This window comes from Pseudomonas sihuiensis, from assembly GCF_900106015.1.
Classification (GTDB): Bacteria; Pseudomonadota; Gammaproteobacteria; order Pseudomonadales; family Pseudomonadaceae; genus Aquipseudomonas; species Aquipseudomonas sihuiensis.
In genome coordinates this window covers 4037119-4063700 of sequence record NZ_LT629797.1, presented here as the reverse complement: position 1 = coordinate 4063700, position 26582 = coordinate 4037119, and the positions used below count along the sequence as shown (strand labels likewise).

General features: G+C 65.7%; 22 protein-coding genes, 2 pseudogenes and 1 riboswitch. Of the genes and pseudogenes, 11 read left to right on the top strand and 13 right to left on the bottom strand.

Features of this window, described 5'->3' with window-relative positions; genetic code table 11:
• Positions 1-14: 14 nt before the first annotated feature.
• From cobM to BLT86_RS19080, 3 genes are read right to left on the bottom strand one after another with little or no spacing between them, the layout of a single operon-like run.
• Entirely contained in the window at positions 15-770 is a 756-nt protein-coding gene (gene cobM / locus BLT86_RS19090; RefSeq protein ID WP_092379015.1) for a precorrin-4 C(11)-methyltransferase, read from the bottom strand.
• 34 nt (positions 771-804) lie between these two features.
• Complete coding sequence (locus tag BLT86_RS19085) at positions 805-1350, bottom strand: hypothetical protein (protein ID WP_092379012.1); 546 nt, start codon at positions 1348-1350, stop codon at positions 805-807.
• Positions 1351-1365: 15 nt separating this feature from the next.
• Entirely contained in the window at positions 1366-1791 is a 426-nt protein-coding gene (locus tag BLT86_RS19080; protein ID WP_092379009.1) for a cobalamin biosynthesis protein, read from the bottom strand.
• Positions 1792-1877: 86 nt separating this feature from the next.
• Positions 1878-2072, top strand: a riboswitch (cobalamin riboswitch).
• A gap of 95 nt (positions 2073-2167) precedes the next feature.
• Between BLT86_RS19080 and cobW the strand changes: the two genes are divergently transcribed.
• From cobW to cobF, 5 genes are all read left to right on the top strand, one after another.
• On the top strand, positions 2168-3217 hold the full coding sequence (cobW, locus tag BLT86_RS19075; protein ID WP_092379006.1) for a cobalamin biosynthesis protein CobW: 1050 nt from the start codon (positions 2168-2170) through the stop codon (positions 3215-3217).
• A 91-nt stretch (positions 3218-3308) separates the two neighbouring features.
• Positions 3309-7055: a cobaltochelatase subunit CobN gene (gene cobN / locus BLT86_RS19070; RefSeq protein WP_092379003.1), complete on the top strand. Its 3747-nt coding sequence runs from the start codon at positions 3309-3311 to the stop codon at positions 7053-7055.
• Between the two features lie 235 nt (positions 7056-7290).
• Entirely contained in the window at positions 7291-8292 is a 1002-nt protein-coding gene (locus BLT86_RS19065; RefSeq protein WP_084342187.1) for an ATP-binding protein, read from the top strand.
• The gene (locus BLT86_RS19060; RefSeq protein ID WP_231976552.1) at positions 8274-9023 is read left to right on the top strand and encodes a vWA domain-containing protein; all 750 of its coding nucleotides are present in this window, start codon (positions 8274-8276) and stop codon (positions 9021-9023) included. The genes BLT86_RS19065 and BLT86_RS19060 overlap by 19 nt, the downstream gene beginning before the upstream one ends.
• Positions 9020-9787 (top strand): precorrin-6A synthase (deacetylating), encoded by a 768-nt coding sequence (gene cobF, locus BLT86_RS19055; RefSeq protein ID WP_092378999.1) that lies wholly within the window; start codon positions 9020-9022, stop codon positions 9785-9787. Before BLT86_RS19060 ends, cobF begins: the two co-directional genes overlap by 4 nt.
• A 99-nt stretch (positions 9788-9886) precedes the next feature.
• Here the strand turns inward: cobF and BLT86_RS19050 are convergent, their stop codons facing one another.
• The 4 genes and pseudogenes from BLT86_RS19050 to BLT86_RS19035 all read right to left on the bottom strand — a co-directional run bounded on the left by BLT86_RS19050 (position 9887) and on the right by BLT86_RS19035 (position 14270).
• Positions 9887-10393 (bottom strand): GNAT family N-acetyltransferase, encoded by a 507-nt coding sequence (locus BLT86_RS19050; protein ID WP_092378996.1) that lies wholly within the window; start codon positions 10391-10393, stop codon positions 9887-9889.
• Positions 10393-12533 (bottom strand): annotated as a pseudogene (locus tag BLT86_RS19045) (TonB-dependent receptor family protein). Before BLT86_RS19045 ends, BLT86_RS19050 begins: the two are co-directional and overlap by 1 nt.
• Before the next feature lie 176 nt (positions 12534-12709).
• On the bottom strand, positions 12710-13198 hold the full coding sequence (locus BLT86_RS19040; RefSeq protein ID WP_092378993.1) for a carboxymuconolactone decarboxylase family protein: 489 nt from the start codon (positions 13196-13198) through the stop codon (positions 12710-12712).
• 118 nt (positions 13199-13316) lie between these two features.
• Positions 13317-14270, bottom strand: a complete 954-nt coding sequence (locus BLT86_RS19035; RefSeq protein WP_092378990.1) for a helix-turn-helix transcriptional regulator — start codon at positions 14268-14270, stop codon at positions 13317-13319.
• Between the two features lie 146 nt (positions 14271-14416).
• Here BLT86_RS19035 and BLT86_RS19030 point away from each other — a divergent pair, with 146 nt between their 5' ends.
• From BLT86_RS19030 to BLT86_RS19020, 3 genes are read left to right on the top strand one after another with little or no spacing between them, the layout of a single operon-like run.
• Positions 14417-14806 carry a hypothetical protein gene (locus BLT86_RS19030; protein WP_092378987.1) on the top strand — a complete coding sequence of 130 codons (390 nt, stop codon included), beginning with the start codon at positions 14417-14419 and terminating at the stop codon, positions 14804-14806.
• Positions 14790-16019 (top strand): MFS transporter, encoded by a 1230-nt coding sequence (locus tag BLT86_RS19025; protein WP_092378984.1) that lies wholly within the window; start codon positions 14790-14792, stop codon positions 16017-16019. The genes BLT86_RS19030 and BLT86_RS19025 overlap by 17 nt, the downstream gene beginning before the upstream one ends.
• Before the next feature lie 22 nt (positions 16020-16041).
• Positions 16042-18306 carry a TonB-dependent receptor gene (locus BLT86_RS19020; protein ID WP_167377333.1) on the top strand — a complete coding sequence of 755 codons (2265 nt, stop codon included), beginning with the start codon at positions 16042-16044 and terminating at the stop codon, positions 18304-18306.
• 43 nt (positions 18307-18349) lie between these two features.
• Here BLT86_RS19020 and BLT86_RS19015 read toward each other — a convergent pair.
• Positions 18350-18661, bottom strand: a pseudogene (locus BLT86_RS19015) (MFS transporter); the annotation flags it as partial.
• Between the two features lie 101 nt (positions 18662-18762).
• Positions 18763-19674, bottom strand: coding sequence for a LysR family transcriptional regulator (locus tag BLT86_RS19010; RefSeq protein WP_092378978.1), 912 nt, complete (start codon positions 19672-19674; stop codon positions 18763-18765).
• Positions 19675-19814: 140 nt separating this feature from the next.
• Between BLT86_RS19010 and BLT86_RS19005 the strand changes: the two genes are divergently transcribed.
• Together BLT86_RS19005 and BLT86_RS19000 are read left to right on the top strand one after the other, a co-directional pair.
• Entirely contained in the window at positions 19815-20558 is a 744-nt protein-coding gene (locus BLT86_RS19005; protein ID WP_092378975.1) for an SDR family oxidoreductase, read from the top strand.
• Between the two features lie 83 nt (positions 20559-20641).
• A complete protein-coding gene (locus BLT86_RS19000; RefSeq protein WP_003464862.1) occupies positions 20642-21211 on the top strand; it encodes a flavin reductase family protein in 570 nt (189 codons plus the stop codon).
• 12 nt (positions 21212-21223) lie between these two features.
• Here the strand turns inward: BLT86_RS19000 and BLT86_RS18995 are convergent, their stop codons facing one another.
• Entirely contained in the window at positions 21224-21835 is a 612-nt protein-coding gene (locus BLT86_RS18995) for a LysE family translocator (protein WP_092378972.1), read from the bottom strand.
• A 94-nt stretch (positions 21836-21929) separates the two neighbouring features.
• Here BLT86_RS18995 and BLT86_RS18990 point away from each other — a divergent pair, with 94 nt between their 5' ends.
• Positions 21930-22910, top strand: coding sequence for a GlxA family transcriptional regulator (locus BLT86_RS18990; RefSeq protein ID WP_074856637.1), 981 nt, complete (start codon positions 21930-21932; stop codon positions 22908-22910).
• Positions 22911-22991: 81 nt separating this feature from the next.
• Here the strand turns inward: BLT86_RS18990 and BLT86_RS18985 are convergent, their stop codons facing one another.
• The 3 genes from BLT86_RS18985 to cobJ all read right to left on the bottom strand — a co-directional run bounded on the left by BLT86_RS18985 (position 22992) and on the right by cobJ (position 26558).
• Positions 22992-23591: a LysE family translocator gene (locus tag BLT86_RS18985; protein ID WP_167377332.1), complete on the bottom strand. Its 600-nt coding sequence runs from the start codon at positions 23589-23591 to the stop codon at positions 22992-22994.
• Between the two features lie 77 nt (positions 23592-23668).
• Positions 23669-24508 (bottom strand): AraC family transcriptional regulator, encoded by an 840-nt coding sequence (locus BLT86_RS18980; RefSeq protein ID WP_092378967.1) that lies wholly within the window; start codon positions 24506-24508, stop codon positions 23669-23671.
• Positions 24509-24908: 400 nt separating this feature from the next.
• Positions 24909-26558: a precorrin-3B C(17)-methyltransferase gene (gene cobJ / locus BLT86_RS18975; protein ID WP_092378964.1), complete on the bottom strand. Its 1650-nt coding sequence runs from the start codon at positions 26556-26558 to the stop codon at positions 24909-24911.
• Positions 26559-26582: the final 24 nt, after the last annotated feature.

The following is a 26582-nucleotide window of genomic DNA, read 5'->3' as shown; positions in this document are numbered from 1 at the left end:
AGATGACGGATGGCTCAGTCGTTGCCAGGGCGATAAAGATGGCGATGCGCCGAGTCATATAACGCTGATTCGGCAAAGACACCCGGATCGAGCACTCGCCCGACCAGAATCAGTGCCGTGCGGCGAAAGCCCTTGGCTGCGACCTTGGTCTCGATATCGGCGAGGGTGCCGAGCACCCAGTCCTGATCCGGCCAACTGGCCCTGTGGATAACCGCGATGGGGCAGTCGGCGCCGTAGTGCGGCAGCAGTTCGCCGACTATGGCCGGCAGCTGGCGCACGCCGAGGTGGATGGCCATGGTTGCGCGGTGCCGCGCCAGGTCGTGCAGTTGCTCGCCCTCGGGCATCGGCGAAGTGGTGCCGTAGCGGGTGAGAATTACGGTCTGGGCGATGCCCGGCAGGGTCAGCTCGCTTTCCAGCAAGGCCGCGCAGGCGGCGGTGGCAGTCACTCCGGGGATGATCTCGAAAGGGATGCCCAGAGCACGCAGCTCGCGAATCTGCTCGCCGATAGCGCCGTACAGCGAAGGGTCGCCGGAGTGCACGCGGGCCACGTCCTGGCCGCGCTTATGGGCCTGGCTCAGCAGCGTAATGATCTCACTCAGGTGCAGCTCGGCCGTGTTGATTACCTGCTCGGCGTTGTGGCCTTGCAGGACCGCCTCGGGCACCAGCGAGCCGGCATAGAGGATCACCGGGCACGAACGAATCAGGCGCTGGCCCTTGACGGTAATCAGCTCGGGATCGCCGGGGCCGGCGCCGATAAAGTAGACGGTCATGAGGTGTGCCTTGTCAGGGGGGAGTTTGCGCTGTTCATGGTTGGCGCATCAGAATTTTGGCCGTGATGATGGCGGGCTCGTTTTCATAGCCGCGCTTGGCGAGGGCGATCACTTTGTTGCGGATATCTTCCGGTGACCAGAACAGCCAGCCGTTTCGCGAGAACAACTCCTTGATTTCAGCATTCCTGGATTGATAGACCTTACCGGCAGCGAGTCCCAGAACTATTTCGGTAGTACTGTCACCCATTCCACAATCGATAAGATCCTGTCTGAGTCGTTGGAAAACGATCGACCTGTAATTTTCGCAAGTAAACAGCTTGTATTTGCCTTCGGGAATGTCATGGATTTCGCTAAGACATGACAGTCGGACACCGGGAGAGTCGAGGAAGGATTTTGCTTCAAAGGCGAGAAGTCTATTTTCGCTGGGCTTGTAAGCGAGAAGGTCGATTTCCGGGCGTGGAATGGAATGTTTACCCACCTGCCTTTTTTCTTCCTTGGTCAGGTTGACCTTGAACGACTGTCGAACCCAATACCCTTCACCTTCAAGCAAAGTCTTAATAACGCTTTCGAAGTAATCCAAGGCTGTATGCTCAAACTATTGAAGTCCTGCCAACGCACAGGTGGCGTTGGCTGTGCGGGTTTTCTCGCCCAGCAGGCGAGCTGCCTTGCCCAGTTGCGTGGCCAGAGCCAGGGCGCAGGGTTCAGCCACAGCGGGGCTGCCTGTTACGGATCGGATGAGGGCACTGTCGGCATTTTCCGGCTGGTAGAGGGTGAGTGCTTCGGGGGGGAAGAACGTCAGCTCCAGATTCAAGTGGATTGCCAGTTGATGCAGCCCCGGCTCGTCGCGTTTGTGGGCGATGCTGGCCAGTCCAACGAGGTTATCCACAGTCAACTCATGCTGGGCCAGGCTGTGGATGAGCAGGGCGAGCAGGTCTTGCTGGGGGCAGTCGCGCCTGCAACCAAGCCCAGCCACCACCATGGGCGAGGCGTCAGGGCTGGGATTCAAGGGGCTAGGCATCATCAAGGGCGCTCGTGCTGTGCAGCGGCGTAGCTCAACATGGCGCATCCCACCGGTCAACCGCGATTGACCGGCCGCCGCGGCCTGCGTAGCCTTCTCGCTTTCGAGGTTCTTCCCGGTACGGCGCCGGGGAGCTAAGAGGGAACAGGGTCGATGCCCTGGCTGCCCCCGCAACTGTGAACGGTCTTAAACCCTTCGTACACCACTGCCGTCAGGCGGGAAGGTGAAGGGCGCGCAATGCGCAGACCGTGAGCCAGGAGACCTGCCTCGACTGACCAGCCATTTGCTCGGACGGGGTGATCCGACGGGGCCAGCACGCACCTGCGTGCCCGCCTGCGCGTACCCGTCCGCCGAACTTACCGACGCCACGGGGCCTTCCATGAAAACCCTTGCCAAACTGCCTGTCACTATCGTCACCGGTTTTCTCGGTGCCGGCAAAACCACCTTGCTGCGGCACCTGCTGGCCCATGCCGAAGGACGCCGTATCGCGGTGATCGTCAACGAGTTCGGCGAGCTGGGTATCGATGGCGAGATCCTCAAGCAGTGCTCCATCGGCTGCAGTGAGGAAGAGGCGAACGGCCGCGTCTTCGAGCTGGCCAACGGCTGCCTGTGCTGCACCGTGCAGGAAGAGTTCTTCCCGGTGATGCGTGAGCTGGTGGCGCGCCGTGGCGACCTTGACCATATCCTTATCGAGACCAGCGGCCTGGCGCTGCCCAAGCCGCTGGTGCAGGCCTTCAACTGGCCGGAAATCCGCAACGCCTGCACCGTCGATGCGGTGATTACCGTGGTCGACAGCCCGGCGGTGCTCGCCGGCACCTTCGCCGCCTTCCCGGATCAGGTGGACGAGCAGCGCAAGCTCGACCCCAACCTCGATCATGAATCGCCGCTGCACGAGCTGTTCGCCGACCAGTTGGCCAGCGCCGACCTGGTGATCCTCAACAAGGCCGATTTGCTCGACGCCGAGGCGCTGGCCGCGGTGCGCGCCGAGGTGGCCGAGGAGCTGCCGCCGGCAGTCAAGGTGATCGAGGCGCACGGCGGCGAGCTGCCGCTGGATGTGCTGCTGGGCCTGAACAGCGAAACCGAGCTGCATATCGACAGCCGCCGCACCCATCACGATGATGAAGACGAAGACCACGATCACGAGGAATTCGACTCGTTCCACGTGGAACTACCGGAAGCCGAGGAGGCGCGTCTGCTGGCCGCACTGAAGGATGCGGTGGCCAAGTACGGCATCCTGCGGGTGAAAGGTTTCGCTGCCATCCCTGGCAAGCCGATGCGTCTGCTGGTGCAAGGTGTCGGTCAGCGTTTCGATCGCCACTTCGACCGCGCCTGGCAAGCCGACGAGCCGCGAGTGAGCCGCCTGGTAGTGATCGGCCAGCAGCTCGACCGCGCGGCTATAGAAGCCGAGCTGCAAGCAGCGCTGGCCTGAGTGATTGTGGGAGGGGCTTTAGCCGCGATCCAATTCGCGGATAGTCGCGGCTAAAGCCCCTCCCACGATTCGCGCCTTCCTCGGAGCGAACATGCATCTCCTGCGTACCCAGCCTGGCACCCAACTGCCGGCCGACAGCATTGCCGACCTTGGCCAGACGCCTGCCGAGCTGGTGATCCTGTGCACGGGTGATTCGCACCTCGCCCTGCTGGCTGAAGCCGCCCGGCAACTGCCGGAGGACTACCCCAGCCTGCGCCTGGCCAGCCCGGCGCAACTGAGCAACAACGCCTCGGTGGACTTCTACGTCGAGCAGGTGCTGCAGCACGCCAAGGTCATCCTGATCTCGGTGCATGGCGGGGTGAGTTACTGGCGCTACGGTGTCGAACGCCTGGTGGAGCTGGGCGCGCGCGGCGCCACGGTGATCATGGTGCCCGGCGACGACAAGCCTGACCCGGAGCTGAGTGCCCTTGGCAACGTTAGCGAAGAAGACAGCCAGCGCCTTTGGCAGTACCTGCGCCAGGGCGGGCTGGATAACGCGCGCCAGCTGTTCCGCTGCATCGGCAGCCGCTGGCTGGGGCGTGACGAGGCCTGGCAGGAGCCGCAAGCGCTGCCGCGTGTCTGCCTCTATCACCCGCAGCACAGTCCGGCCACGCTGGCCGACTGGCGTGCGCACTGGCAGCCGGACGCGCCTGTAGCGGCGCTGCTGTTCTACCGCAACCATGTGCAGTCGGCGAACACCGCCTTCGTCGATACCTTCTGCCAGCACCTGTTCGGCCAGGGCCTTAACCCGCTGCCGATTGCGGTGGCCAGCCTGAAGGAGCCGGCCTGCCTGGATCAGGTGCAGGACTGGCTGGACGAAACGAGCGCCGCGCTGATCATCAATACCACCGGCTTTGCCCTGTCCAACCCCGAGGCGCCGCAGGCGCGGGTGTTCCGCCGCGACATCCCGGTGCTGCAGGCCATCTGCTCGCTGGACAACCAGGCGCAGTGGCAGGCCAGCGCCCAGGGCCTGGGCTCGCGCGACCTGGCCATGCACGTGGTGTTGCCCGAGCTGGATGGCCGGCTGATCGGCACTGCCATCAGCTTCAAGGGCCTGGCCTGGCGCAGCGAGCGCAGCCAGAGCGATGTGGTGTGCTATCAGGCACACGAATCGGGTATGGCCTTCGTCGCTGAACTGGCGCGTAAATGGTGTCAGTTGGCGCTTAAAAGCAACGATCAGAAGCGAATCGCGCTGATTCTTGCCAACTACCCGACCCGCGATGGCCGTATCGGCAATGGCGTTGGCCTGGATACGCCCGCCGCCGCGTTGAATATCCTCCGCGCGCTGCAGGCGCAAGGCTATCCAGTGGATAACCTGCCCGATAGCGGCACCGCACTTGTCCACAGCCTGCTCGGTGGCGTTACCAACGATCTGGATGGTCTGGATACGCGGCCCTGTGCGCAAAGCCTGGCGCTGGACGACTACCTGAGGTTTTTCCACAGCCTGCCGCCGGCCAACCAGCAGGAGGTGCGCGAGCGCTGGGGCGAGCCGCAGAGCGATCCCATGTTCCGCAGCGGGCGGATGATGGTGGCCGGCCTGCGCTTCGGCCTGACCTTCGTTGGTATCCAGCCTGCTCGCGGCTATCAGCTCGACCCCGCGGCGGTGTATCACGACCCCGATCTGGTGCCGCCGCACGGCTATATCGCCTTCTACGCCTGGCTGCGCACGGCCTTCGCCGCCGATGCGCTGATTCACGTCGGCAAGCACGGCAATCTGGAATGGCTGCCGGGCAAGAGCGTCGGCCTGTCCGAGGGCTGCTGGCCGCAGGCGCTGATCGGCCCGCTGCCGAATATCTATCCCTTTATCGTCAACGATCCGGGCGAGGGCGCGCAGGCCAAGCGCCGCACCCAGGCGGTGATCATCGACCACCTCATGCCGCCTTTGACCCGTGCCGAAAGCTACGGCCCGCTGCGCGATCTGGAGCGCCTGGCCGATGAGTACTACGACGCCAGCCAGCTCGACCAGCGCCGCGCGGTGGAGCTGCGTGGCGAGATCCTGGCCAAGGTGCGCGAGGCCAGCCTCGACCGCGAGCTGGGCCTGCAACTCAACGACGATGCTGACAGCTGGCTGCCGCAGCTCGATGCCTACCTGTGCGACCTCAAGGAATCGCAGATCCGCGATGGCCTGCACGTGTTCGGTGAGTCGCCGACTGGCCAGCTGCGCCGCGACACCCTGCTGGCCTTGCTGCGCATCCCCCGTGGCGATGGCCAGGGCGCCAATGCCAGCCTGCTGCGCGCGCTGGCGCGCGGGCTGGAGCTGGGTCTCGATCCGCTGGATTGCGATATGGGCCAGCCCTGGGAGGGACTGCGTCCACAGGCACTGCTGGCTGTGGATAACAGCCTGTGGCGTACCGTCGGCGATACCCGCGAGCGCCTGGAGCTGCTGGCGCTGAGGCTGATCGAACAGCGCCTGGCAGGGGAGCGCAGCGAAGCCTTTGGCGCCGAGGTGGCGCTGATTCTCGATGGCCTGGCCGAGCATATCGCGCCGCTGCTGGATGCCTGCGGCGACGCCGAGATGGGCGGCCTGCTGGCCGCGCTGGAGGGGCGTTTCGTGCCTGCCGGGCCGAGCGGCGCGCCCAGTCGCGGGCGTCTGGACGTGCTGCCCACCGGGCGCAACTTCTTCACTGTCGACGTGCGCCACCTGCCCACGCCCACGGCCTGGCGCCTCGGCGTGCAGGCAGCGGATCGCCTGCTGGAGCGCCATCTGCAGGACGAGGGCGACCATCTGCGCCAGCTCGGCCTGTCGGTATGGGGCACGGCGACCATGCGTACCGGCGGCGACGATATCGCCCAGGCGCTTGCGCTGATGGGCGTGCGCCCGGTATGGCAGCCGGGCAGCCAGCGCGTCGAGCGTTTCGAGGTGCTGCCGCTGGAGCAGTTGGGCCGCCCCCGGGTGGATGTCACCCTGCGCGTCTCGGGCTTCTTCCGCGATGCCTTCAGCAACCTGATCCGCCTGTTCGACGAGGCCGTGCAGGCGGTGATCGAGCTGGACGAACCGGAAGACATGAACCCGCTGTCGGCGCGGGTCTGGCGCGAGTCGCTGGCGCTCGAGGACAGCGGCCTGGATGAAGCCGAAGCGCGGCGCCAGGCCGGCTGGCGGGTGTTCGGTGCCAAGCCGGGGGCCTATGGTGCCGGTGTGCAGAACGCCATCGAGGAGCGCTTGTGGCAGAGCCGCGCCGATCTCGCCGAGGTGTATCTGAACTGGGGCGGCTACGCCTACGGCAGCGGCGCCGAGGGCGCACCCGCGCGGCAGCGCTTCGTCGAACGCCTGGAACAGATGCAGGCGGTGCTGCACAACCAGGACAACCGCGAGCACGACATCCTAGATTCCAACGACTACTACCAGTTCCAGGGCGGCATGCTGGCGGCGGTGGAAACCCTGCGCGGGCTCAAGGTGGCCAGCTACTTCGGCGACAACAGTCAGCCGGATACGCCACGCATTCGCACCCTCAAGGAAGAACTTAACCGTGTGGTGCGCGCCCGCGCGGCCAATCCCAAGTGGATCGCGGGCATGAAGCGCCACGGCTACAAGGGCGCCTTCGAACTGGCCGCGACCATCGACTACCTGTTCGCCTTCGACGCCACCAGCGAGCTGGTCGATGACCACCAGTACGCGCTGCTCACCGATGCCTACCTGCTCGACAAGGACACCCGCGATTTTATTCAGCAGCACAACCCGGGGGCGCTCAACGATATCCTCGAACGCCTGCTGGAAGCCCAGCAGCGCGGCCTGTGGGAGAATCCCGGCGAGTATCGCGAAGCGCTGGAAAACCTGCTGCTCGATAGTGAGGAGTCATGAAGCGCTTGAGTGCGGGGGGGTTGTGCTCCCTCTCCCGCTTGCGGGAGAGGGCTGGGGAGAGGGTGGTTCAGGTCGCTCGGTGTCGCTGGATAAACCCTCTCCCCCGGCCCCTCTCCCATAAATGGGAGAGGGGAGGAATCCCTCTGATCCGCTGCAATCGCCAATTGCCCGCACCGCCATTCCCGGATTTTATCCGGGCTACCGTCGGAACCATGTTTATCCACAGGCCAGAGCCATGACCGAACATCACTTCCCCCTCGCCGCCGTGGTCGGCGCCGATTCGCTGAAGCTGGCGCTGTGCCTGGCGGCCATCGATCCGGCCATCGGCGGCGTGCTGATCGAGGGCCCGCGCGGTATGGCCAAGTCCACCCTGGCCCGTAGCCTGGCCGATCTGCTCGACGGTGGCCGCTTCGTCACCCTGCCGCTGGGGGCGAGCGAGGAGCGCATCGTTGGCACCCTGGATCTGGACGCGGCCCTCGGCGAGGGCCGCGCGCAGTTTTCCCCAGGCCTGCTGGCCCGTGCCGATGGCGGCGTTTTGTATGTGGATGAGGTCAACCTGCTGCCCGATCATCTGGTCGATCTGCTGCTCGATGCTGCCGCCAGCGGGGTCAACCACGTCGAGCGCGACGGCATCTCCCATCGCCACGCCGCGCGCTTCGTGCTGATCGGCACCATGAACATCGAAGAGGGCGAACTGCGCCCGCAACTGCTCGACCGCTTCGGCCTCAACCTGGCGCTCGATGGCCAGCCGCAGCCGGCTGAGCGCGCCGAGATCGTCCGTCGCCGTCTGGCCTTCGATGCCGACCCCGCCGCTTTTCTGCAACGCTGGCAGGATGAGCAGGATGCCCTGGCGATGCGTTGCCAGAACGCCCGCCAGCGCCTGGCCGATATCCCGCTAGATGACGCCGCCCTGGGTGAGATCAGCCAGCGCTGCTTCGCTGCCGGCGTCGACGGTCTGCGCGCCGATCTGGTCTGGCTGCGCGCCGCCCGTGCTCATGCGGCCTGGCGTGGCGCGGCGGGCATCGAGCCTGTGGATATCGAGGCGGTGGAGGACTTCGTTCTGCGCCATCGCCGTCGCCAGCAACAACCGCCGGCTGCCACACCGCCCGAGCAGAGCCAGGCGCCGCAGCAGGCGCAGGAACAGAGCCAGGGCGAGGGCCAGTGGGGCGAGCTGCCGGCGCAGCCGCAGGCCATGGGCGAACGGCGCGTGCCGCCGCGTTGGCCAAAAAAGTCCTGAGCATCCGCCCGCGCACAGCCACAGGCGCGGATGCCCGCAACCGGCCCGGACGACTCGGCGGCGGCCTGCGTGGTGCTGCGCGTAGCGGTGCGGGCGGACGAATCGACTGGGCCGCGACGCTGCGCCAGGGTCGACCGCAACGCCGAGAACAGTTGGTGCTGCGCCCGCGCAGCCAGCAGGCCGAGGAGCTGTGGCTGGTGTTGGTCGATGCCTCCGCTTCCACCCGTCGCCATGGTGCACTGAGCCGGGCCAAGGGCGTGCTCGCCGAGCTGTTCGACAGCGCCTATCGCCAGCGTGCGCGGCTGGCCGTGCTAAAGGCCGGTGGTCGTGAGGCGCAGTGGTTATGGCAGGGGCGCAAGGCCAGCGCGGAGTTACATCGATGGCTGCACGAATTGGGCGCCGGTGGCGGCACGCCGCTGCTCAATGCACTGAATCAGGCGGGTGACTGGCTGTCGCGTCGGCAACGGGCGAAACCGAGCGAACGCCAGCGCCTGCTGATCCTCACCGACGGTCGCCTGCGTGACCTGCCCAACCTGGCGCCGCTGCCATGCCCAACCCTGCTGCTCGACACCGAGCGCGCGCCCATCCGCCTGGGCCGTGCGCAGCAGTTGGCACAGGCGCTGCAGGCCGAGTACCAACATATTGATGATTTACTGCCTGTAGGAGCCGAGGACGCTGATCGCCGGCAAGCCGGCTCCTACGGGTTGTCCGTTACCTGGAGAACCCCATGAAAACCCTGCTGCTGGTCGGCATCGGCGCCGGCGACCCGGACTACATCACCTACCAGGCGATCAAGGCGCTGCGCCGCAGCGACGTGATCTTCCTGATGGACAAGGGCCCGGCCAAGCACAAGCTCAACGCCCTGCGCCGGGAAGTCTGCGCGCGCTTTCTCGAAGGCCACACGCCGCGTTTCGCCGAAGGCCAGCAGCCGGAGCGCGAACGCGAGGCGGCGGACTACCGCGCCAGCGTCGACGAACTCAACCGCGACAAGCAGGCGGTGTTCGAGCAACTGATCGACGAGCAGATGGCCGATGGCGAGACGGCGGCCTTCATGGTCTGGGGCGACCCCTCGCTGTACGACAGCAGCATCCGCATCATCGAAGCCATCGCCGCGCGCCGTAGCGATTTCGTCTATGACGTGATTCCCGGCATCACCAGCCTGCAGGCTCTGACCGCACGCCACCGCATCCCGCTCAACAGCATCGGCCGCGCCGTGGAAATCACCACCGGCCGCCTGCTCGCCGAAGGCTGGCCGCAAGGCGTGGACAGCGTGGCGGTGATGCTCGACGCCAAGGACACCTACCGCCGCTTCGTCGGCCAGGAGTTGCATATCTACTGGGGCGCCTATGTCGGCACTGCCGATGAAATCCTTATCGCAGGGCCTCTGGACGAGGTGGCCGAAAATATCGCCATCACCCGCGCTGAGGCGCGTGAGCGTAATGGCTGGATCATGGATAGCTATTTGTTGAGGAAGGAAGGAGCAGTGCAGGAGTGAGGTGAAGGGCGGCGGACAGGAAGAGCGCTGTCCACCCTACGTGCTGGGCGATCATACCCCGATGATGCAGCAGTATTGGACGCTGGGTAAAAGTCTGCTTTAGCTGGATATATCGCAAACTTCTTCCTGATAAACCCGCATCCCACGCGCCTGGTAATTAGCCAGAGCAGCAGGATGATCGAAGGTGCAGGTATGCACCCAAACGCGCTCAGTCCCCGGCCACTGCCAGGCCGATTGAATGGCATGGCTGAGCAGTGGGCCACCGAAGCCGCGGTCGAGAAACTGCGGAGCCAGGCCGAAGTAGCGGATCTCCGTGTTACGACCGTCAGGACGGAACAGCTCGTAGTAACCAGCGATGGCGCCACGGTGATAGGCGACCCAGGTACGGTGTGCTTCGTTTTCCACCATGGCGCGCCACTGTTCGTCGCTCCAGTCGTCCAGATCACCCCATTCCCAGGTCGAGCCGACCAGTTGGTAGAGAAAGCGATTGAGCGCCGGTTGCGGTTCTTCGCACTCGACGATCTGCAGGTCGCTGCGCTGAGGCTTGGCCTTCAGCTGGTCCGGCGAGGTCATTTCCAAGTAGTACGTGGTGTACGTCTGCGCCATCAGAGCCAACTCCAGGACAGTCCGGTATACACCCCAAACCCTTCCCCAGGTGTGGAGCGCGCTGCGTCCGCGCCGTTGTCGTCATAGCCCGGCGTAACGGTGGCGGCATAGCGTTTGTCGGTCAGGTTGCGCAGGTCGAGCCAGGCTTGCCAGTCGTCTCTCGGCGAGGCGTAGCCGAGGGTGGCGCCGAAGGTGGCGTAGGCATCGGCGTAGTAGGAGTTGGCGTAATCCACCGCGACCTTGGAGGCGTACTGGGTGTTGAGGCCGGCGTAGAAGCCGCTCGGGTGGTCGTAGCGGACTTCGGCCTGGTAGTAATGGCGCGGCAAGCCGGGCAGGCGGTTGTCGCCGAAGGTGTCGTCGTCGCGGTAGTGGAAGTCGCTGAAGGTGTAGGCCTGGCGCAGGCTCAAGGCGCCTGCCGTGCCACCTTGCCACAGCGGGCTGGTCAGGCCGACTTCTATACCCTGGTGCACGGTGGGACTGGCGTTGGATTCAGCGAAGACGTTGGGCTCGATCTCGACGGTGAGGAGTTCGTGGCGCACCTGTGAGTAGTAATAGGTCAGCTCCCACTGGCCGAGCGCAGAGTCGCCACGGCCGCCGACCTCGAAGGTGGTGGCGGTCTGATTGTCCAGGCTGATGGCAGTGCTTTGACGATTGCTCCATGGCTGGTTGCTGGTGGGGAAGCGTAGCGGCGAACTCCAGAGCATCGACCAGGCATGCGGCGGCTCCACCGAGCGGCTGATATTGCCGAATAGCTGCACATCCGGGTTGAGCTGGTAGCGCAGGCCAATGCGTGGGGCGTAGTCCCAGCTGTGTTCGCTGAGCCTGTCGTCGGTGGCCGGCCAGGTCACTTCGACTTCACGCCGGGTATGGATCAGGGCCAAACCGCTGGTCAGCCACAGGTCAGGCACCAGCTCCAGCTCGTTACCGATATGCAGCACGTTGTCCGAACCCAGGTGTTCGTAGTCGCGCATCAGGGTGCCCGCTGGATAGGTGGTGCCGTTGACGTCGATTGGCAACGCTGCGGTTTCCTTGGATTTGCTGCTCGGCAGGTTGGTGGTGCTGCGCAGTCCGAGGGTGGTCACGCTGTTCAGGCCGAACAAGCTGTGCCGGCGGGTGTAGTTCAGGGTGCCACTGATATCGCTGTAGTCCACGCGGATTCGATAGGCGCCGCCGCGGTAAGCGGTCTCGGTGATATCCATCGGGTAATGGTGGTAGGCCAGGCCGGCGACCAGGGTGGAGTCGTCGTCGTTCTGCCAGGTGGTCTTGTTTGCCAGCCAGGTGCTGCCGGGCTGGTCGCGGTGGGCGTCGATAAGCAGGTTATTGGCTGCGGCCTGACGCGGATCGTCCTTGAGCTGAGCCTTTGTCAGGCGGCCAGGCGTTTCGTGCGCGGTCTCGCGGTAACGCAGGTAGAAACGCGTCTCCAGGTTCTCATTGAGGCGATAGCCGAAGTTGCCGGCGACGCCTTTGCCCTTGCCTGAGGAATGATCCTGATAGCCGTCGGTTTCGCTGTCGGTGAGGGCGAAGTAGTAGTCGAAATCGCCCAGCACCTGACCGGAGGCGATGTTGCGCTTCTGGTAACCGTAGCTGCCGATTTCATAGCGCAGTTGCAGCTTGGGCGCGGTGTAGCCGGTGTGGGTGATGTAGTCGATGGCGCCGCCCAGAGCCAGCGAGCCGCGGTCGAAGCCATTGGCACCACGGAGCACCTCGGCGCGACTGATCCACAGCGGCTCCAGCAGCTCGTAAGGCGTGCCGCCGGGGCCGGTCAGCGGCAGGCCGTCGAGCATGATATGGGTGCCGGAGGCGTGCGAGCCGGGGCCACGGTTGATACCCGAGCCGCGCACGCTGATCTTCACGCCTTCGTTGCCGGGGGACTGCGGTAGACGCCTGGCTGGTAGGCCAGCACATCGGCGACGCCAGCCACGCGGCCTTGTTCGACCTTGGCCATATCCACCACATTGGTGGCCCCGGGGACGCGCTTGAGCTCCTCGCGCGCGGCCTCTACTTCACTTACCTGTTCGCCGGTGACCTGCAGTGAATCGAGTTGCACGGGCTCTTCGGCGAAGGCGCTGTGGCCGCTCAGGCAGGCGAGGGCGAGCAGGGTGAGATGGGCAGGTTGGCGGGAAAACGGCAGGGGCAGCATGCAAGGGCTCCGTTGAGCGGGCGGCGAGAGTGTCTGATGGAGGCCGACGAGGATTCGTCACGCCCGCAGGGTGCTGGCGCGGGGGCACATCATGCCGGTTTTGCCCGTGCTGTGCAGCGGGCGGCTCAGGGAGAAGCAGGGGCCGCGCGACTGGCGACCGCCCCTGTGGATAACCTTCAGGCCAGACCGGCCTTGTCCAGGCCGAACTGCTTGTCGGCGGAGCCGGGCACGGTGCGGAAGGCCACGTTGAGGCGGTTCCAGCCGTTGATGGCGACTACCAGGAAAGTCAGCTCAGACAGTTCCTGCTCGGAGAACTGCTCGCGCACGCTGGCATAGATGGCGTCGGACACGCCGTGCGGCGACAGCTGGGTCAGGGCTTCCGTCCACTCCAGCGCGGCGCGCTCCTGCTCCGAGAACAGTGGCGACTCACGCCACACGGCGACATGGTGCAGGCGCAGTTCGCGGTCGCCATGGATCTTCGCTTCTTTCACGTGCATGTCGACGCAGAAGGCGCAGCCGTTGATCTGCGAGGCACGCAGCATGACCAGGTGGGCCAGCGGCGCAAGAAAGGGGCTGCGGGTCAGCAGCATGGAAAACTCGGCATATTTGCCGGAAGCCTTGGGGGAGAGTGCGAAGTAGTCGAGGCGCTGGCTCATGGTGATCATCCGTATCCGCGTTGAGGGGCGCGATGGCGTGACGGCCTGCCCCGGTAGCGGTGAATCTACGCAGCAGTGGCCCAGCCACATAGATCCAATTGTGCAGATTCGGATTGACCCACTTCCCTCAGCGACGAGCCTGCGACGGTGGAAAGCCGTACTCGCGCTTGAAGGCGGCGCTGAAGCTGCTGAGGTGCTCGTAGCCGGCCAGATTGGCGGCATCCTCCACTGACAGGCCCTGCTGGCGCATGGCCTGATAAGCGCGGGCCAGGCGCTGGCGGCGCAGGTAGGCGGCGATGGTGGTGCCGTTGCGGCTGCGAAAGGCATTCTGCAGGTCGACCGGGTTGGTGCCGAGCTGGCGCGCCATGTCGGTGATGCTCAGGGCATCTGCCTCGCCGCTGTCGAGCCATTCCTTGAGGCGCGCCAGGCAGCGTTCGAGATGGCTGCCGAGGCGTTTCTCCTGGGGCGTGTCGATGCCGCGCAGGATGTCGCAGGCCAGATCCAGGGCGAAGCTCTCGCGTTGCAGGCGTTGCATCAACGGCGGCAGGGTCGCGTCACGTTCGAGCAACTGGTGGGCACGTTGAAGGATATCCACTGAGGGTTGCCAGGGCAGGCTGTGCCAGTGGCTGCGGCTGAAGCGCAGCAGGGCGTCGCTGCGCAGCTGGCTGCCGATTGCGACCTGCTGCAGCCAGTCCGGGGTGATGCTCAGGCATACTTTGGTTTCTTCGCGGCCGCTGCGCCAGTGGCGCTGGAACTGATCGCTATCGGTCAGGTTGACCAACATGGCGCGCTGGCCGCCAGGCCGGGCGTCGAAGTGCAGGCGCTGGCGCGGCAGGCTGACTTCGGCCTCGCCCTGCAGCAGAAAGGCGGCGGTAATGCCTGGTGCCAGGCGGTTGTCGCTGCTGGCGTCGACCAGATCGCGGCTGCGGCTGAAGTACAGCACCAGGCCTTCGCTCAGCACCTGCACCTGTTGTTCGCCGTCGAGCACTGGCTGTTCGCCCGATAGCTCGCGCTGGAAATGCAGGTTGCCGCCCAGGGTGTGGGCGACATCGCTGAGCTGACCGCAGGTGAAGACCGTCATGCTGGCTTGACCGATGGAAGTTTCGTTGCGGCTAATTTTTCCTTCTTTTCCCCTAAGCGCGCAACATTGTTCAGAATTATTCTCATGTGCAATGATGTCGCAATCGTCTTGATTGCGTTACCAACGATCATGGGAATCACACAGCGATGGGTTTGCTCCTCACGCAAACGACGGTGGTCGAGGCGGTCTTCCATGACCATGTCGACGCGGCGCAGATAAGCCAGTGGCTGGACGGCATCGAGCGTCTGATCGAAGACCGTCAGCCGTTCTTCTTCATTTCCAGTACCCGCGAGGGCAGCACCCTCGCCGAGGATTACCGGGCCATCCAGGGCGTCTGGTACAAGCAGCACAAGGCGGCGTTCCGCGAGATTTGCCAGGGGCTGGTGCGCATCGCCGCTGACGCCGAGGAGCAGGCCCGGCTCGACACCCCGGCGCTGCATGCCGCCTGGGGCGTGCCCTACTTCGTCACCCTGGACAGGACGCACGGCTATCGCTGGATCGCCGAGCGCATGGTGGATCATGCAGCGTCCGTCTGAGCAGGTGCCGGTGACCCGGCTGGCGTTGGCGGTGATCGTGGTGCTGTACCTGGCCCACGCGCTGCCGCTGTACTTCTTCAACGTGGCGATGCCGGCCATCCTGCGTAGCCAGGGTGTCGACCTGCGCTGGATCGGCATGCTTTCGCTGCTGTATGTCCCCTGGGCGTTCAAGTTTCTCTGGGCGCCGCTGGTCGACCGGCATTACCTGCACAGCCTCGGCCGGCGCCGTACCTGGCTGTGGCTGACCCAGGCGGCGCTGGTGGCCGCCATCTTGGTGCTGGCGCTGACCGGCCTGGAGCACGGCTTGTTGTTGTTCGTGCTGGTGAGCCTGTGGATATCCACCTTCGCCGCCACCCAGGACATCGCCATCGACGGCTACACCGTGGAGTCGCTGGCCAGCGAGGATCATCGCCTGGGCAGCATGGCGCAAAGCATCGGCGTGGCGCTGGGCAGCATGTTCGGCGGTGCCGGCGTGCTGTGGTTGTACCAGGTGGTCGGCTGGCAGAGCGCGCTTCTGACCCTGGCCGGCCTGAGTGCCTTGACCATGCTGGCGGTGGTGCGGGTCGATGATCGCCTGCCGACGCAGGCCGAGGCGGCCAAGCCGGGTTTCATCGCCACGTTCAAGCGCCCGGAGATCCGCTGGGCGCTGCTGCTGATCCTGGTCTATCGCCTGGTCGAGGCGCCGGCCATGGCCATGCTCACGCCGATGCTGGTGGATCGCCAGTGGTCGTTGACGCAGATCGGCCTGCTGATGTCGGTGGCCGGCGCCAGCGTCGGGCTGCTCGCCGCCGTGGCGGCTGCGCGCCTGCTGCTGCGCCAACGAGCGGCGACCCTGCTGCTACGTGCCGGCTGGCTGCGCAGCCTGGCCTACCTGGCGGTCGCCGGGCTGCTGCTCAGCGGCCTGGCCGACGGCTCACCGCTGTGGCTCGGCACCATGGTGCTGGTGCTCCTGGCCATCCGCTACCTGGCGATGACCAGCCTCTACGCCCTGTTCATGCAGCTCTGTTCGCGGCAGCAGGCCGGCACCGACTTCACCGTGCTGGTGTGCTTCGAGCTGCTGGTGTTCTTCGTCGGCGGTTCGCTGTCGGGCTTCCTCGTCAAGGGCCTGGGCTACGAAACCTATTACCTGCTGCTGGGCGCACTTTCAGTGCTCAGCGTCCTGCTCTGCAAACCTATCGTCCGGTCGATCCAGGCCGGCTCCGGCAATCATTGACGCGCTTTCTCTGGGGGAAACCATGAGGCATCTTTCGGCATCCATGCAGGTCACCTTGCTCAGCCTGGCGGTAAGCGGCGCGCTCCACGCGCAGGCCGATGACACCGCGACCAGCCAGGTCAAGGAACTCGGCCCGATGGTGGTCACCGCCACCCGTTCGGCCAAGAGCATCGCCGAGATCGCCGGCACGGTGTACAGCATCGACCGCGAGCAGGTTGCCGAGCAGGCCGCTGCCGGCCGTTCCACCGCCGATATCCTCGGCCAGTTGGTGCCCTCGCTGGCGCCGAGCAGCGGCACCACCAGCAACTACGGCATGACCATGCGCGGGCGTACCGTGCAGGTGATGATCGACGGCGTGCCGCTGACCGGCTCGCGTGACGGTTCGCGCCAGCTCAACAGCATCAGCCCGGCGATGATCGAGCGCATCGAGGTGATCTCCGGTGCCACCAGCATCTACGGCGCCGGCGCCACCGGCGGCCTGATCAACATCATCACGCGTAACGCCGACGACGAAACCAGTGACTTCAGCAGCCGCATCGGCCTGCGTACTCCTGGCAAGGCGGCGCGTGACGCCATGGCCTACGAGGCCTCGCAGACCGCTGCCTTTCACCATGGGGCGATCAGCGGTTTCGCCGGCCTGAGCTTCACCAAGCAGGGCGAGATTCGCGATGCCGACGGTGATCGCATCGGCCCGGAAATCTCCCAGACCGACCGCCAGGACACCACCAGCTTCGACTTCAACGGCCGCCTGACCTGGCACTTGGACGACGACCAGCAACTGAGCGCCGGCGTGCGCTACTACAACGACGAGCAGGACAGCGACTACGGCCCGGACTACGGCCCAGGCCTGGCAGCGCTGTTCACCCCGGCGACTTTCCAGCCGAGCCTGCAAGGCATCAAGGGCCTGCAACTCGACGATCAGCCGCGTACCCGTCACTACGGCGCCAACGTCCAGTATCTGAATCGCGACCTGTTCTGGGGCCAGCAATTGACCGCCGAGGCCTATTACCGCAAGGAGAAGTCGCGCTGGTTCCCGTCCGTGGCGGCCGCGGTGCACCCGGCGCTGCCGGGGGGCTTCACCTACGTGGCGCTGCAGTCCAACACCGATATCGATGTGTGGGGTGTACGCACCGCGTTGCAGAAGGGCTTCGAACTGGCCGGGCGCGACCTGCAACTGACCTACGGCCTGGATCACGAACGGGAAAAGGACAGCCAGAGCGGGCAGTCTTACGACCTCAATACCTTCATCGCCAGCAACGGCCTGAACTACCGCGAAGCCCAGCGCTATGCCATGGGCCCGGACGTTGAAGTGAGCAAGACCGGCCTGTTCCTGCAGGGCGACTACCAGCTCACCGAGCGTCTCAGCCTGCAGGCCGGGGTGCGTCGCGAGACCATTGGCAACGACGTGGACGCTTCCATTCCCTATGGCGAGGCGATTGCCGCCGACCGTGTGCCGGGTTATCAGCCGCAGACAATGGCCGGCGGCAACGTTCGCCACAGCGAAACCCTGTTCAACCTCGGCGCGGTGTACAAGCTGACCGACACTCAGCAGCTGTTCGCCAACTTCTCCCAGGGCTTCAGCCTGCCTGACACCCAGCGCATGCTGCGCGACGTGTCGGCCAACTTCTCGATCGATAACAGCAGCATCGATTCGATCAAGGTCAACAACTACGAACTGGGCTGGCGCCTGGGCGATGCCCGCGGTCTGAATGCCGGGGTGACCGCGTTCTACAACACCTCCGACAAGGTGGTGCAGTTCAACCGCGACTACAGCGTCTCGGTGGCCGATACCGACGAACGCGTGTGGGGCGCCGAAGGCAATCTGCAGGTGCCGGTTGCCGAGGGCTGGACGCTGGGCGGCACCCTGGCTTACACCCGCGGCCAGTACAAGGACGCCGCCGGCAAATGGCGCGAGCTGAACGCTTTCCGCGTGTCGCCGCTGAAGGCCACCGTCTACAGTGACTGGCGCTTCCTCGATGGCTATGGCGTACGCCTGCAGGCGCTCACCGTGGGCGGCAGTGACCGCGCTTATGACGACGCTCAGTCCGCCGCGATCAGCCCAACCATCCGCGCCACCCCGGCGACCAAGATCCAGGGCTATACCGTGGTCGACCTGATCGCTCACGCGCCCTGGCTAGGCGGCGAGGTTGGTTTCGGCGTCTACAACTTGGCCAACCGCGACTACAAGACCGTCTACGGTCAGCAGGCCGAGGCCACCTACGGCGCCATCTCCAGCCTGCCGGCGGCGGGGCGTACCTTTGGCTTGAGCTACTCGGTGCAGTACTGATCGTTCAGCGCTGGTAGCTCAGCGGCCGCTTCGATGACTCCGGCAGCGCCAGGCCGCCGGCCATCAGCAGCACGGTGATCGACAGCACGCGCTTGCGTCCGATCCGATCACCGAGAATGCCGAAGACGATGCCGCCCAGTGGGCGCAGGGCGAACGACACGGCAAACACGGCGAAGGTCTGCAGCAGCGCCAGGGTCGGGTTGCCCGGCGGGAAGAACAGCGAAGCGATGGTCACGGCGAGAAAACCGTAGACGGCGAAGTCGAACCACTCGACGAAGTTACCGATGGCCGAGGCGGCGATCACCTTGTGCAAGGTGGCCGGGCTGACCTGCTGGCCCGTGTGGATGGCATTCATGTAACGCTCCTGATCCCTGATTTAGACGGCTTCAGGCAGGTTACGGAGCGATAGCCGGGGTGGGCGCTTCGCAGGCGACAGCGGCGTTGTCGTGAGCGACCTCAGCCCTGGGGAAACTGCGCCGGATTGGAGAAGCAGGCGCGCAGGTGATCGAACACCAGACGCACCCTTGGCGGCACCGGGCCCTGCTGTGGGCGGTAGATGAACAGCTGCCAGGGATCGGGCGCCTGCTCGGTCAGCACCGCCTGCAGGCGGCCGTTCTCCAGGTACGGTTGCGCCAGGTAGGCGGGTAACTGGCCGTAGGCCAGGCCGGCGAGCACGGCTTCCAGCTCGGCTTCAGGGTCGTCGCACACCAGCGCTGGCGCGGGCGGATGCAGGCTGGGGCCGTGAGCGAATGTCCACGGCCAGGGGCGGCCGTTCTTGCGGTCGATCAGCACCGACAGCGGCCGCTGCTGCAACTCGTCGAGGTCACGCGGCGCACCGCTGGCGGCGATCAGTTGCGGTGTGGCCACCACCTGCAACGGTACGGGTGCGAGGGCGCGGGCGACGTAGCGGCTGTCACGCAGGAAGCCGACGCGGATGCCGATGTCGATCTGCGCTTCCACCGCGTCGGTGATCTCGTCCTCCAGGCGCAGGTTCAGCACCAGCTGTGGGTGCTGCTTGAGCAAGGGCTGCAGGAACGCCACCAGAAAGCGCTTGCCAATGGCCTGCGGCGCGGTGATGCCGATGCGCCCGGCGATGACCGATTCGGTTTCGGCGCGGTGGCCGCGAAACAGCGCGTCGAAATCCTCCAGCATCTGCCGGGCGCGCAGCGCATAGGCCTCGCCGAAGGCGGTGATATGCACCTGGCGGGTGTTGCGGTGGAACAGAATCTCGCCCAGTTCCTCCTCCAGCGCCTTGATCGCACGGGTCACCGCCTGCGGCGAAACCCCCAGGCGAGTCGCTGCCTCGCGGAAATTGCTGCAGTCGGCCGCGCTGCAGAAGATGCGGATCATCTCCATGCGGTTGAGCATGTCGGGGCGCCTTTGTATTCCAAAAACTGGAATAGCCTAATCCAAACTCTTCCATTCATTGAAACTTAAATCGTCTCTAAGGTGAGTCTATGTCCGGCGTATGGCGCGGACACTCCCATGAATCCAGAGAGGGCTTACTCATGAGCAACAACATTTCCGGCAAGGTCGTGGTCATCACTGGCGCCAGCAGCGGACTGGGCGAAGCGACTGCGCGTCATCTGAGCAAGCTGGGCGCCAAGGTGGTGCTGGCCGCACGGCGCAAGGAGCGTCTCGAGCAACTGGTCAGCGAGCTGGTCGCCGCTGGTGGCGAGGCTGTGGCCTACACCACCGACGTGACCCGCGCCGATGAGGTCAAGGCGCTGATCCAGGGCGCACTGGACAGCTTCGGCCGCGTCGATGTGCTGATCAACAACGCCGGGCTGATGGCCATCGCGCCGATGAGCGACGTGCGCGTCGAGGAGTGGGAGCGCATGATCGACATCAACATCAAGGGCGTGCTGTATGGCATCGCTGCGGCGCTGCCGGTATTCCAGCAACAGAACGCCGGGCATTTCATCAACATCGCTTCGGTGGCCGGGATCAAGGTGTTCAGCCCGGGTGGCACCGTCTACAGCGGCACCAAGTTCGCCGTGCGCGCCATCTCCGAAGGGTTGCGTCATGAGGTCGGCGGCAGCATCCGCACTACCACCATCGAGCCGGGCGCGGTGGATTCGGAGCTGAAGTTCGGCAGCTCGCACCAGCAGAGCCGCGATTTCGTCGTCGACTTCTACAAGCGGGCGATTCCGGCGGAATCGGTGGCACGCGCTATTGCCTACGCCATCGAGCAGCCGGCTGACGTCGACATCAACGAGATCGTCCTGCGTCCGACCACGCAGGAGTTCTGATCCATAACCGCTGTTGCAGGCGCTTGCGATGCTGGTTCACCCGAGCCAGCATGCAGGCGCCTTTTTCGCTTTCAGGAGTCTGCATGAGCGCGTCCATTCATTCCGTCGACCTGGCCAAGGCCTACCGTCTGCTCAACCACGGGCCGACCGTGCTGGTGTCGGCGCGTCATCAGGCTGTGGATAACGTCATGGCGGCAGCCTGGTGCTGCGCCCTGGATTTCGATCCGCCGAAGCTGACCGTGGTGCTGGACAAGGCCACCCGCACCCGCGCGCTGATCGAAGGCAGCGGCCTGTTCGCCATCCAGGTGCCGACCGTGGCTCAGCTGCAACTGACCCAGGCGGTGGGCAGTGCCAGCCTGGCCGATGATCCGGCGAAGCTGGCCCATGCCGGGGTCGAGTTGTTCGAGATGGCAGGCCACGATGTGCCATTGGTGGCCGGCTGCTCGGCCTGGCTGGTCTGCCGGCTGATCGATGAGCCGCATAACCAGCAGGCCTACGACCTGTTCATCGGCGAGGTGATCGCGGCCTGGGCGGACGAGCGCGTGTTCCGCGACGGCCGCTGGCATTTCGAAACGGCCGACCCGAGCCTGCGCAGCCTGCATCACGTCGCGGGCGGGCACTACTACGCGATTGGTGAGGCGCTCAAGGCCTGATGTCGGGCGTGCTCAGCGCGCCAGCGGTAGCGCTACACCGATCAGCACGAAGAGCACGCCGCAGCTGCGGTTGAAGGCGCTGCCGCCGCGCTGCAACCAGGGCCGTACGCGAAACGCCAGTAGTGCCAGCAGCAGTTCGACGAGGAACTCGACCACGGCGAAGGTCGCTGCCATCACCACGAACTGCACGGCCAGGCCGCGCTGCGGGTCGAGGAACTGCGGCAGGAAGGCGCCGTAGAACAGGATCACCTTGGGATTCGACAGCGCCGACAGCAGGCCCTGGCGAAACAGCCGGCTGGCGCTGGGGCGCACAACGCTGTCGGCCAGGGTCAGGTTCATCGGTGGCGAGCGCCACAGCTGCACGCCCAGCCAGATCAGGTAGGCGCCGCCGATCCACTTCAGCGCCAGCAGCGCGTTGGGCGCGGTCTTGAGCAGCGCACTGAGGCCGAACATGGCCAGTGCGATCAAGGTACTGAAGCCAACCACACCGCCAAGGATGGTGGCCAGTGCCATGCGCGAGCCGTACAGCCCGCCGTGGGTCAGCGCCAGAAGGCTGTTGGGGCCGGGCGTCAGAGCCAGGCCAAGGGTGGCGACGAAGTAGACGAGCCAGAGTTCTAGAGCCATGCGGGTCTCCTGTTTGGGCGCGGCCAGTCTAGTCAGCGGCAGGTACTTGAATAAGGTAGATTCTGGCTATCTAGCAGTTGATTCTGGACATCACATGGCCGAAAGCCCCGATCTGCGTTTTCTCCTGTTGCCCTTGCCGGAGTTCGCCCTGCTGCCGTTTGGTGGTTTTCTCGACAAGTTGCGTTTTAGCGCCGACGACGAGGACTACAGTCGCCAGCGTTACTGCACCTGGACGATTCTCGGCCTGCAACCAGGGCATGTGCTGTCCAGCAGCGGTGCTGCGCTGCGGATCGAGGCGACGCCGGACGAGCTGAAGCTGGCCGACTACGACTATCTGGTGTTGTTCGGTGGGCGCAACGCACAGGCCACCGCTGCGCTGGCGCCGGCCTACCAGCCGTTGCTGCGTCGCGCCGCACGCGCCGGAGTGAAGCTGGTGGCGATCGACAATGCCAGCTTCCTGCTCGCCGCCTGCGGCCTGCTCGACGGTCATCGGGTGGCAGTGCACTGGCGCCATGAGGCGGAATTCCGTGCCAGCTTCCCGAACTTGCGCCTAGCCCGCGAGCGCCTGTACTGCTTCGATGGCGCGCGGATCTCCTGCGCTGGCGGTACGGCGGCCATCGACCTGGCGGTGGAGCTGTTGGCCCAGGGCAGCGGCCGGGCGCGGGCGCTCAAGGGCCTGGCCGACATGCTGGTGGACGAGACGCGCAGCGGCCAGCACGCGCTGCGTTCACTGCACACCACACCGAGCGGCGAGCGCCATGTCGACCGCGCCATCGCCCTGATGCGCCACGGTCTGGCCAGTGCCGATGGCATCGAGCAGTTGGCGGCCAGCGTTGGCATCAGCCGGCGTCAGCTGGATCGCCTGTTCCACGCCAGCCAGGGCATGAGTGCGCGCGAATACTGGAACGAGCTGCGCCTGCAGCATGTGCGCTGGCGCCTGCTCAACTCCAGCCACAGCCTGGCGCAACTCGCCGACGAGATCGGCGCCGGCGATGCCAGCCACCTGGGCAAGCTGTTCCGCCAGCGTTTCGGTGTTGCGCCTGGCGCCTTCCGCCGTCAGGGCGGTGTGTTGTAGGAGCCGCGCCCCGCGGCGAATGCTGCGGATAAGCTCGGTATCGCGGCATCGCCGCAATCGCTTCGCGCCGGGGCGGCGCTCCTACAGGCTTGCCAGCGGCGGCAGCCACACTGAAGCCAGTAGCAACAGGGCCATGCTGCGGTTGAACAACAGCAGCCGGGCCGGTTGTCGCAACAGGCGCGCGCCGCCGACGCCCAGCACACCCCAGACCAGCAGGCAGGGCGTGGATACCAGCAGGAACAGCGTCGCGTAGCTCGCCACCGCGCCGAACGAGGCCTGGCCGTCGAGGAAGATCGCCGTGACCGAGATGCTCATCAGCCAGGTCTTGGGGTTGATCAGTTGCAGGCCGGCGCCCTGGGCGAAGCCCTGGCGCCGGTCGACGCCGCGCTCGTCCAGGCCGGCAGCTTCGGCGCGCATCAGCTTGCAGGCCATCCAACTGATCCAGGCGGCGCCGGCCCAGGTCATCGCCGTCTGCAACAGCGGGGCGCGGGCCAGCAGTTCACCGAGGCCCAGGCCGACCACCAGCAGCATCAGACTGGCAGCGAGGCTGGCGCCCAAGGCGATGGCCAGAGCGATGGACAGGCCGAAGCGCGCGGCGCTGCCGAGGATCAGCAGGTTGGTCGGGCCGGGGGTGATCGACGCCACCGAGGCGAAGAGGATGAAGGGCAGCCACTGGTTCATGACCGCGCTCGTTGAGCAGTGAAGGGCATCGGGCATCGCTCCATATCGGGTATGGCGCGATTGTCCGGCTGGCTGATTCAGCGGTCTTGAAGCTTTGTGCAGAGGCTGCGGTAGGCGCCTGGGGTAAGGCCATTGGCGCGGCGAAACCAGCGGCCCAGGTGACTCTGGTCGGCGAAGCTCAGGTCGCTGGCGACATCCGCCGGTGCCGTGCCGAGGGCCAGCAGCCGACGTGCGCGCACCAGGCGCAGCTGGATCAGGTAACCATGAGGAGCGATGCCGAAGGCTGCCTTGAACGCACGGCTGAGGCGGAAGCGGTCGACGCCGCAGACTCGCGCCAGTTCGTCGAGGCCGATGTTCTGGTGAAAGTGTGCGTGCAGGTAGTCGCGGGCACGCAGGGCCACGCGGGGTATCTGCGGGCTGCCCGGCAGGCGCTGGCGCCAGTGCAGGCTGCGTGAGATGCGCTCCAGCAGCGTATCCAGCGCCGCGTCGCGCACCATGCGTGGCTCGTTGTCGTTCAACGCCTGCAGGGCATTGGCGATACAGGGCAGCAGGCCGGGGTCGTCCGGCTGGGTGCGCGGCACGCCGGGCAGGCAGTCGGCAGGTGCCTGCTCGAACAGCGCCGGCAACGCGCGTTCCAACCAGACCGGCTCGAGATAGAGGGTGGAGTAGGTGAAGCCGCCCGGTGTCGGCGCATGGCCGTCATGGATGTCGCCAGGTTCGAGGAAGAAGGTTTGTCCCGGCACACTGCTGAACAGCGCGCGTCGGCAGTGGAACTGCTGCACGCCCTGCTCGGTAAAGCCGATCAGGTAGCTGTCGTGCCAGTGCGGGTCGTAGGCGTGGCCCTCGAAATGCGCACGGATCACCTCGATGCCGGTATCGGCATCCTGCTTGAGGTCGACCCAAGATTGCGCGTTCATCGCCTGTTGCCCATTTGTGCTGTGAACGCTTGAGCTTACCGCGTTCGGCGAACAGGACTAGAAGGTTTGTGCAGGCGTGCCATTCGTAGGAGCCGGCTTGCCGGCGATCAAGGTGTCCGACGGTGCTGGATCGCCCGCAAGCGGGCTCCTACGGGTTGGGATACCGGCACTTGGTGCGTGGGTCTGTAAGGTGTGCGTAGACGCGCTTTTCGTAGGAGCCGGCTTGCCGGCGATCAGTATGTCCGACGGTGCTGGATCGCCCGCAAGCGGGCTCCTACGGGTTGGGATATCGGCACTTGGCGCGTAGGTTTGTAAGGTGCGCGCAGACGCGCTTTTCGTAGGAGCCGGCTTGCCGGCGATCAATGTGTTCGACGGTGCTGGATCGCCCGCAAGCGGGCTCCTACAGATCGGGATACCAGCGCGGCGTATAGACCCACTCGCCGCTATCGGCACGGGGGAAGCGACGGGTCTGGCTGGAGCCGATGATCACCAGGGTGCGCATATCCACCATCTCCGGGCTCAGCTCGCCTAGGGTGAGGTTGCGCAGGGACTCGGCGGGGCGGCCAATGTCGCGGCCGAGCACCACCAGGGTCTGCGGTTCGCGGTGCTGGCGCAGCAGCTCCAGGGCGCGACCGAGCTGCCACGGCCGGGCCTTGGAGATCGGGTTGTAGAAGGCCATGGCCAGATCGGCGATGGCGGCATGCTGCAGGCGTTTTTCGATCACCGCCCAAGGCTTGAGGTTGTCAGATAGTGAGATCAAGCAGAAGTCGTGACCCAGCGGCGCGCCGGCCTTGGCGGCGGTGGCCAGGGCGGCGGAGACGCCCGGCAGCACTTCCAGCTCGACGCTGTGCCAGGCTTCGTTTTGCGGGCTTTCCAGCGCCTCCATCACGGCGGCAGCCATGGCGAACACGCCGGGGTCGCCCGAGGAGATCATCACCACCCGCCGACCGCTGGCGGCCAGTTCGAAGGCGTGGGCGGCGCGCTGCAGCTCCTCGCGGTTGTCGCTGGGGTGCACGCATTGATCGGCGCGCAGCGGGCCGGCCATTTTCACGTAGGTGTCGTAGCCGAGCAGGTCTTCGGCTTCGTCGAGGGCACGGCGCACGGCGGGCGTCATATGTTCGGCGGCGCCGGGGCCGAGGCCGACCACGCTGAGGCGGCCACGGCGCTGGCCGAGGCGTTCGATATCCAGTGGTTGTTCGCCCAGCAGCAGGCGCAGGCCGTCGCCGGCATGGTGCTCGGGCGGCAGCTCGGCTGTGCTGTGAATAAAGCGCAGTGGCAGGTTCAACTCGGCTGCAGCAGCGTGTAGCTCGGCATTGGCCATCCAGTCTTTGTCCGCGAGCAAAACGGCCAGCGCTTGCGGCGCCAGGTTGGCATCGCTATACGCCTGCTGCAGGCGAGCCGGTAGGTCGGCGCCGGGGCGTTCGATAAGTGCGGCGGCGCTGCGCGGGTGGATCAGCAGTTCGTCGGCCCTCGGTGGACGTTGCTCGGCGGTGACATGGATAACCCGCGACGCGGTCTTATCTACCGGCAGCTGCGCCGCCTCCAGCCAGGGCGCCTCGCCTTCGATACGCACGCTTTCGCCGCCGAGCAGGTCGCTGACGAAGCGCTTGCCTTGTTGTAGGTCGGCCAGCGCGTAGCCGGCCGGTGGTTCCAGCAGACAGGTGCCGAAGCGCAGCTCGCCGCTGGTGGTGATGGCCGGCGTCACACCCAGGTGCGCGGCGATCTCGCGGGCCAGGCGGTTGACCCCGGCCAGGCCACCGAGCAGCGGCACCACGGCGCTGCCGTCTTCGGCCAGGGCCAGTACCGGCGGCTCGGCGCCTTTTTCCGCCAGCAGCGCGGCCAGGCTGCGGATGACGATGCCGGCGGCGCACAGCACCAGCAGCGGCTGGCCGGCGCGATACAGGGCGCGCAGGTGTTCGCCGAAGTCGTCGTAGTGACGTTCGGCGCCATCGGCACGGCCGCGCAGGCCATGGATCACGGCCTGTGGATAAAGTGACTTGAGGCGTTGTGCAGTGGCCAGCGCGCTGGCGCCGAGGATGACGATGTTCATGCGGTAAATCCTTGCAATCCGGGG

Bases quoted from the DNA above. Each gene is read 5' to 3' on its own strand.
- cobM (WP_092379015.1), bottom strand. From the start codon at position 770: ATGACCGTCTACTTTATCGGCGCCGGCCCCGGCGATCCCGAGCTGATT.
- BLT86_RS19080 (WP_092379009.1), bottom strand. From the start codon at position 1,791: ATGATGCCTAGCCCCTTGAATCCCAGCCCTGACGCCTCGCCCATGGTG.
- cobW (WP_092379006.1), top strand. From the start codon at position 2,168: ATGAAAACCCTTGCCAAACTGCCTGTCACTATCGTCACCGGTTTTCTC.
- cobN (WP_092379003.1), top strand. From the start codon at position 3,309: ATGCATCTCCTGCGTACCCAGCCTGGCACCCAACTGCCGGCCGACAGC.
- BLT86_RS19065 (WP_084342187.1), top strand. From the start codon at position 7,291: ATGACCGAACATCACTTCCCCCTCGCCGCCGTGGTCGGCGCCGATTCG.
- cobF (WP_092378999.1), top strand. From the start codon at position 9,020: ATGAAAACCCTGCTGCTGGTCGGCATCGGCGCCGGCGACCCGGACTAC.
- BLT86_RS19050 (WP_092378996.1), bottom strand. From the start codon at position 10,393: ATGGCGCAGACGTACACCACGTACTACTTGGAAATGACCTCGCCGGAC.
- BLT86_RS19040 (WP_092378993.1), bottom strand. From the start codon at position 13,198: ATGATCACCATGAGCCAGCGCCTCGACTACTTCGCACTCTCCCCCAAG.
- BLT86_RS19035 (WP_092378990.1), bottom strand. From the start codon at position 14,270: ATGACGGTCTTCACCTGCGGTCAGCTCAGCGATGTCGCCCACACCCTG.
- BLT86_RS19030 (WP_092378987.1), top strand. From the start codon at position 14,417: ATGGGTTTGCTCCTCACGCAAACGACGGTGGTCGAGGCGGTCTTCCAT.
- BLT86_RS19025 (WP_092378984.1), top strand. From the start codon at position 14,790: ATGCAGCGTCCGTCTGAGCAGGTGCCGGTGACCCGGCTGGCGTTGGCG.
- BLT86_RS19020 (WP_167377333.1), top strand. From the start codon at position 16,042: ATGAGGCATCTTTCGGCATCCATGCAGGTCACCTTGCTCAGCCTGGCG.
- BLT86_RS19010 (WP_092378978.1), bottom strand. From the start codon at position 19,674: ATGCTCAACCGCATGGAGATGATCCGCATCTTCTGCAGCGCGGCCGAC.
- BLT86_RS19005 (WP_092378975.1), top strand. From the start codon at position 19,815: ATGAGCAACAACATTTCCGGCAAGGTCGTGGTCATCACTGGCGCCAGC.
- BLT86_RS19000 (WP_003464862.1), top strand. From the start codon at position 20,642: ATGAGCGCGTCCATTCATTCCGTCGACCTGGCCAAGGCCTACCGTCTG.
- BLT86_RS18995 (WP_092378972.1), bottom strand. From the start codon at position 21,835: ATGGCTCTAGAACTCTGGCTCGTCTACTTCGTCGCCACCCTTGGCCTG.
- BLT86_RS18990 (WP_074856637.1), top strand. From the start codon at position 21,930: ATGGCCGAAAGCCCCGATCTGCGTTTTCTCCTGTTGCCCTTGCCGGAG.
- BLT86_RS18985 (WP_167377332.1), bottom strand. From the start codon at position 23,591: ATGAACCAGTGGCTGCCCTTCATCCTCTTCGCCTCGGTGGCGTCGATC.
- BLT86_RS18980 (WP_092378967.1), bottom strand. From the start codon at position 24,508: ATGAACGCGCAATCTTGGGTCGACCTCAAGCAGGATGCCGATACCGGC.
- cobJ (WP_092378964.1), bottom strand. From the start codon at position 26,558: ATGAACATCGTCATCCTCGGCGCCAGCGCGCTGGCCACTGCACAACGC.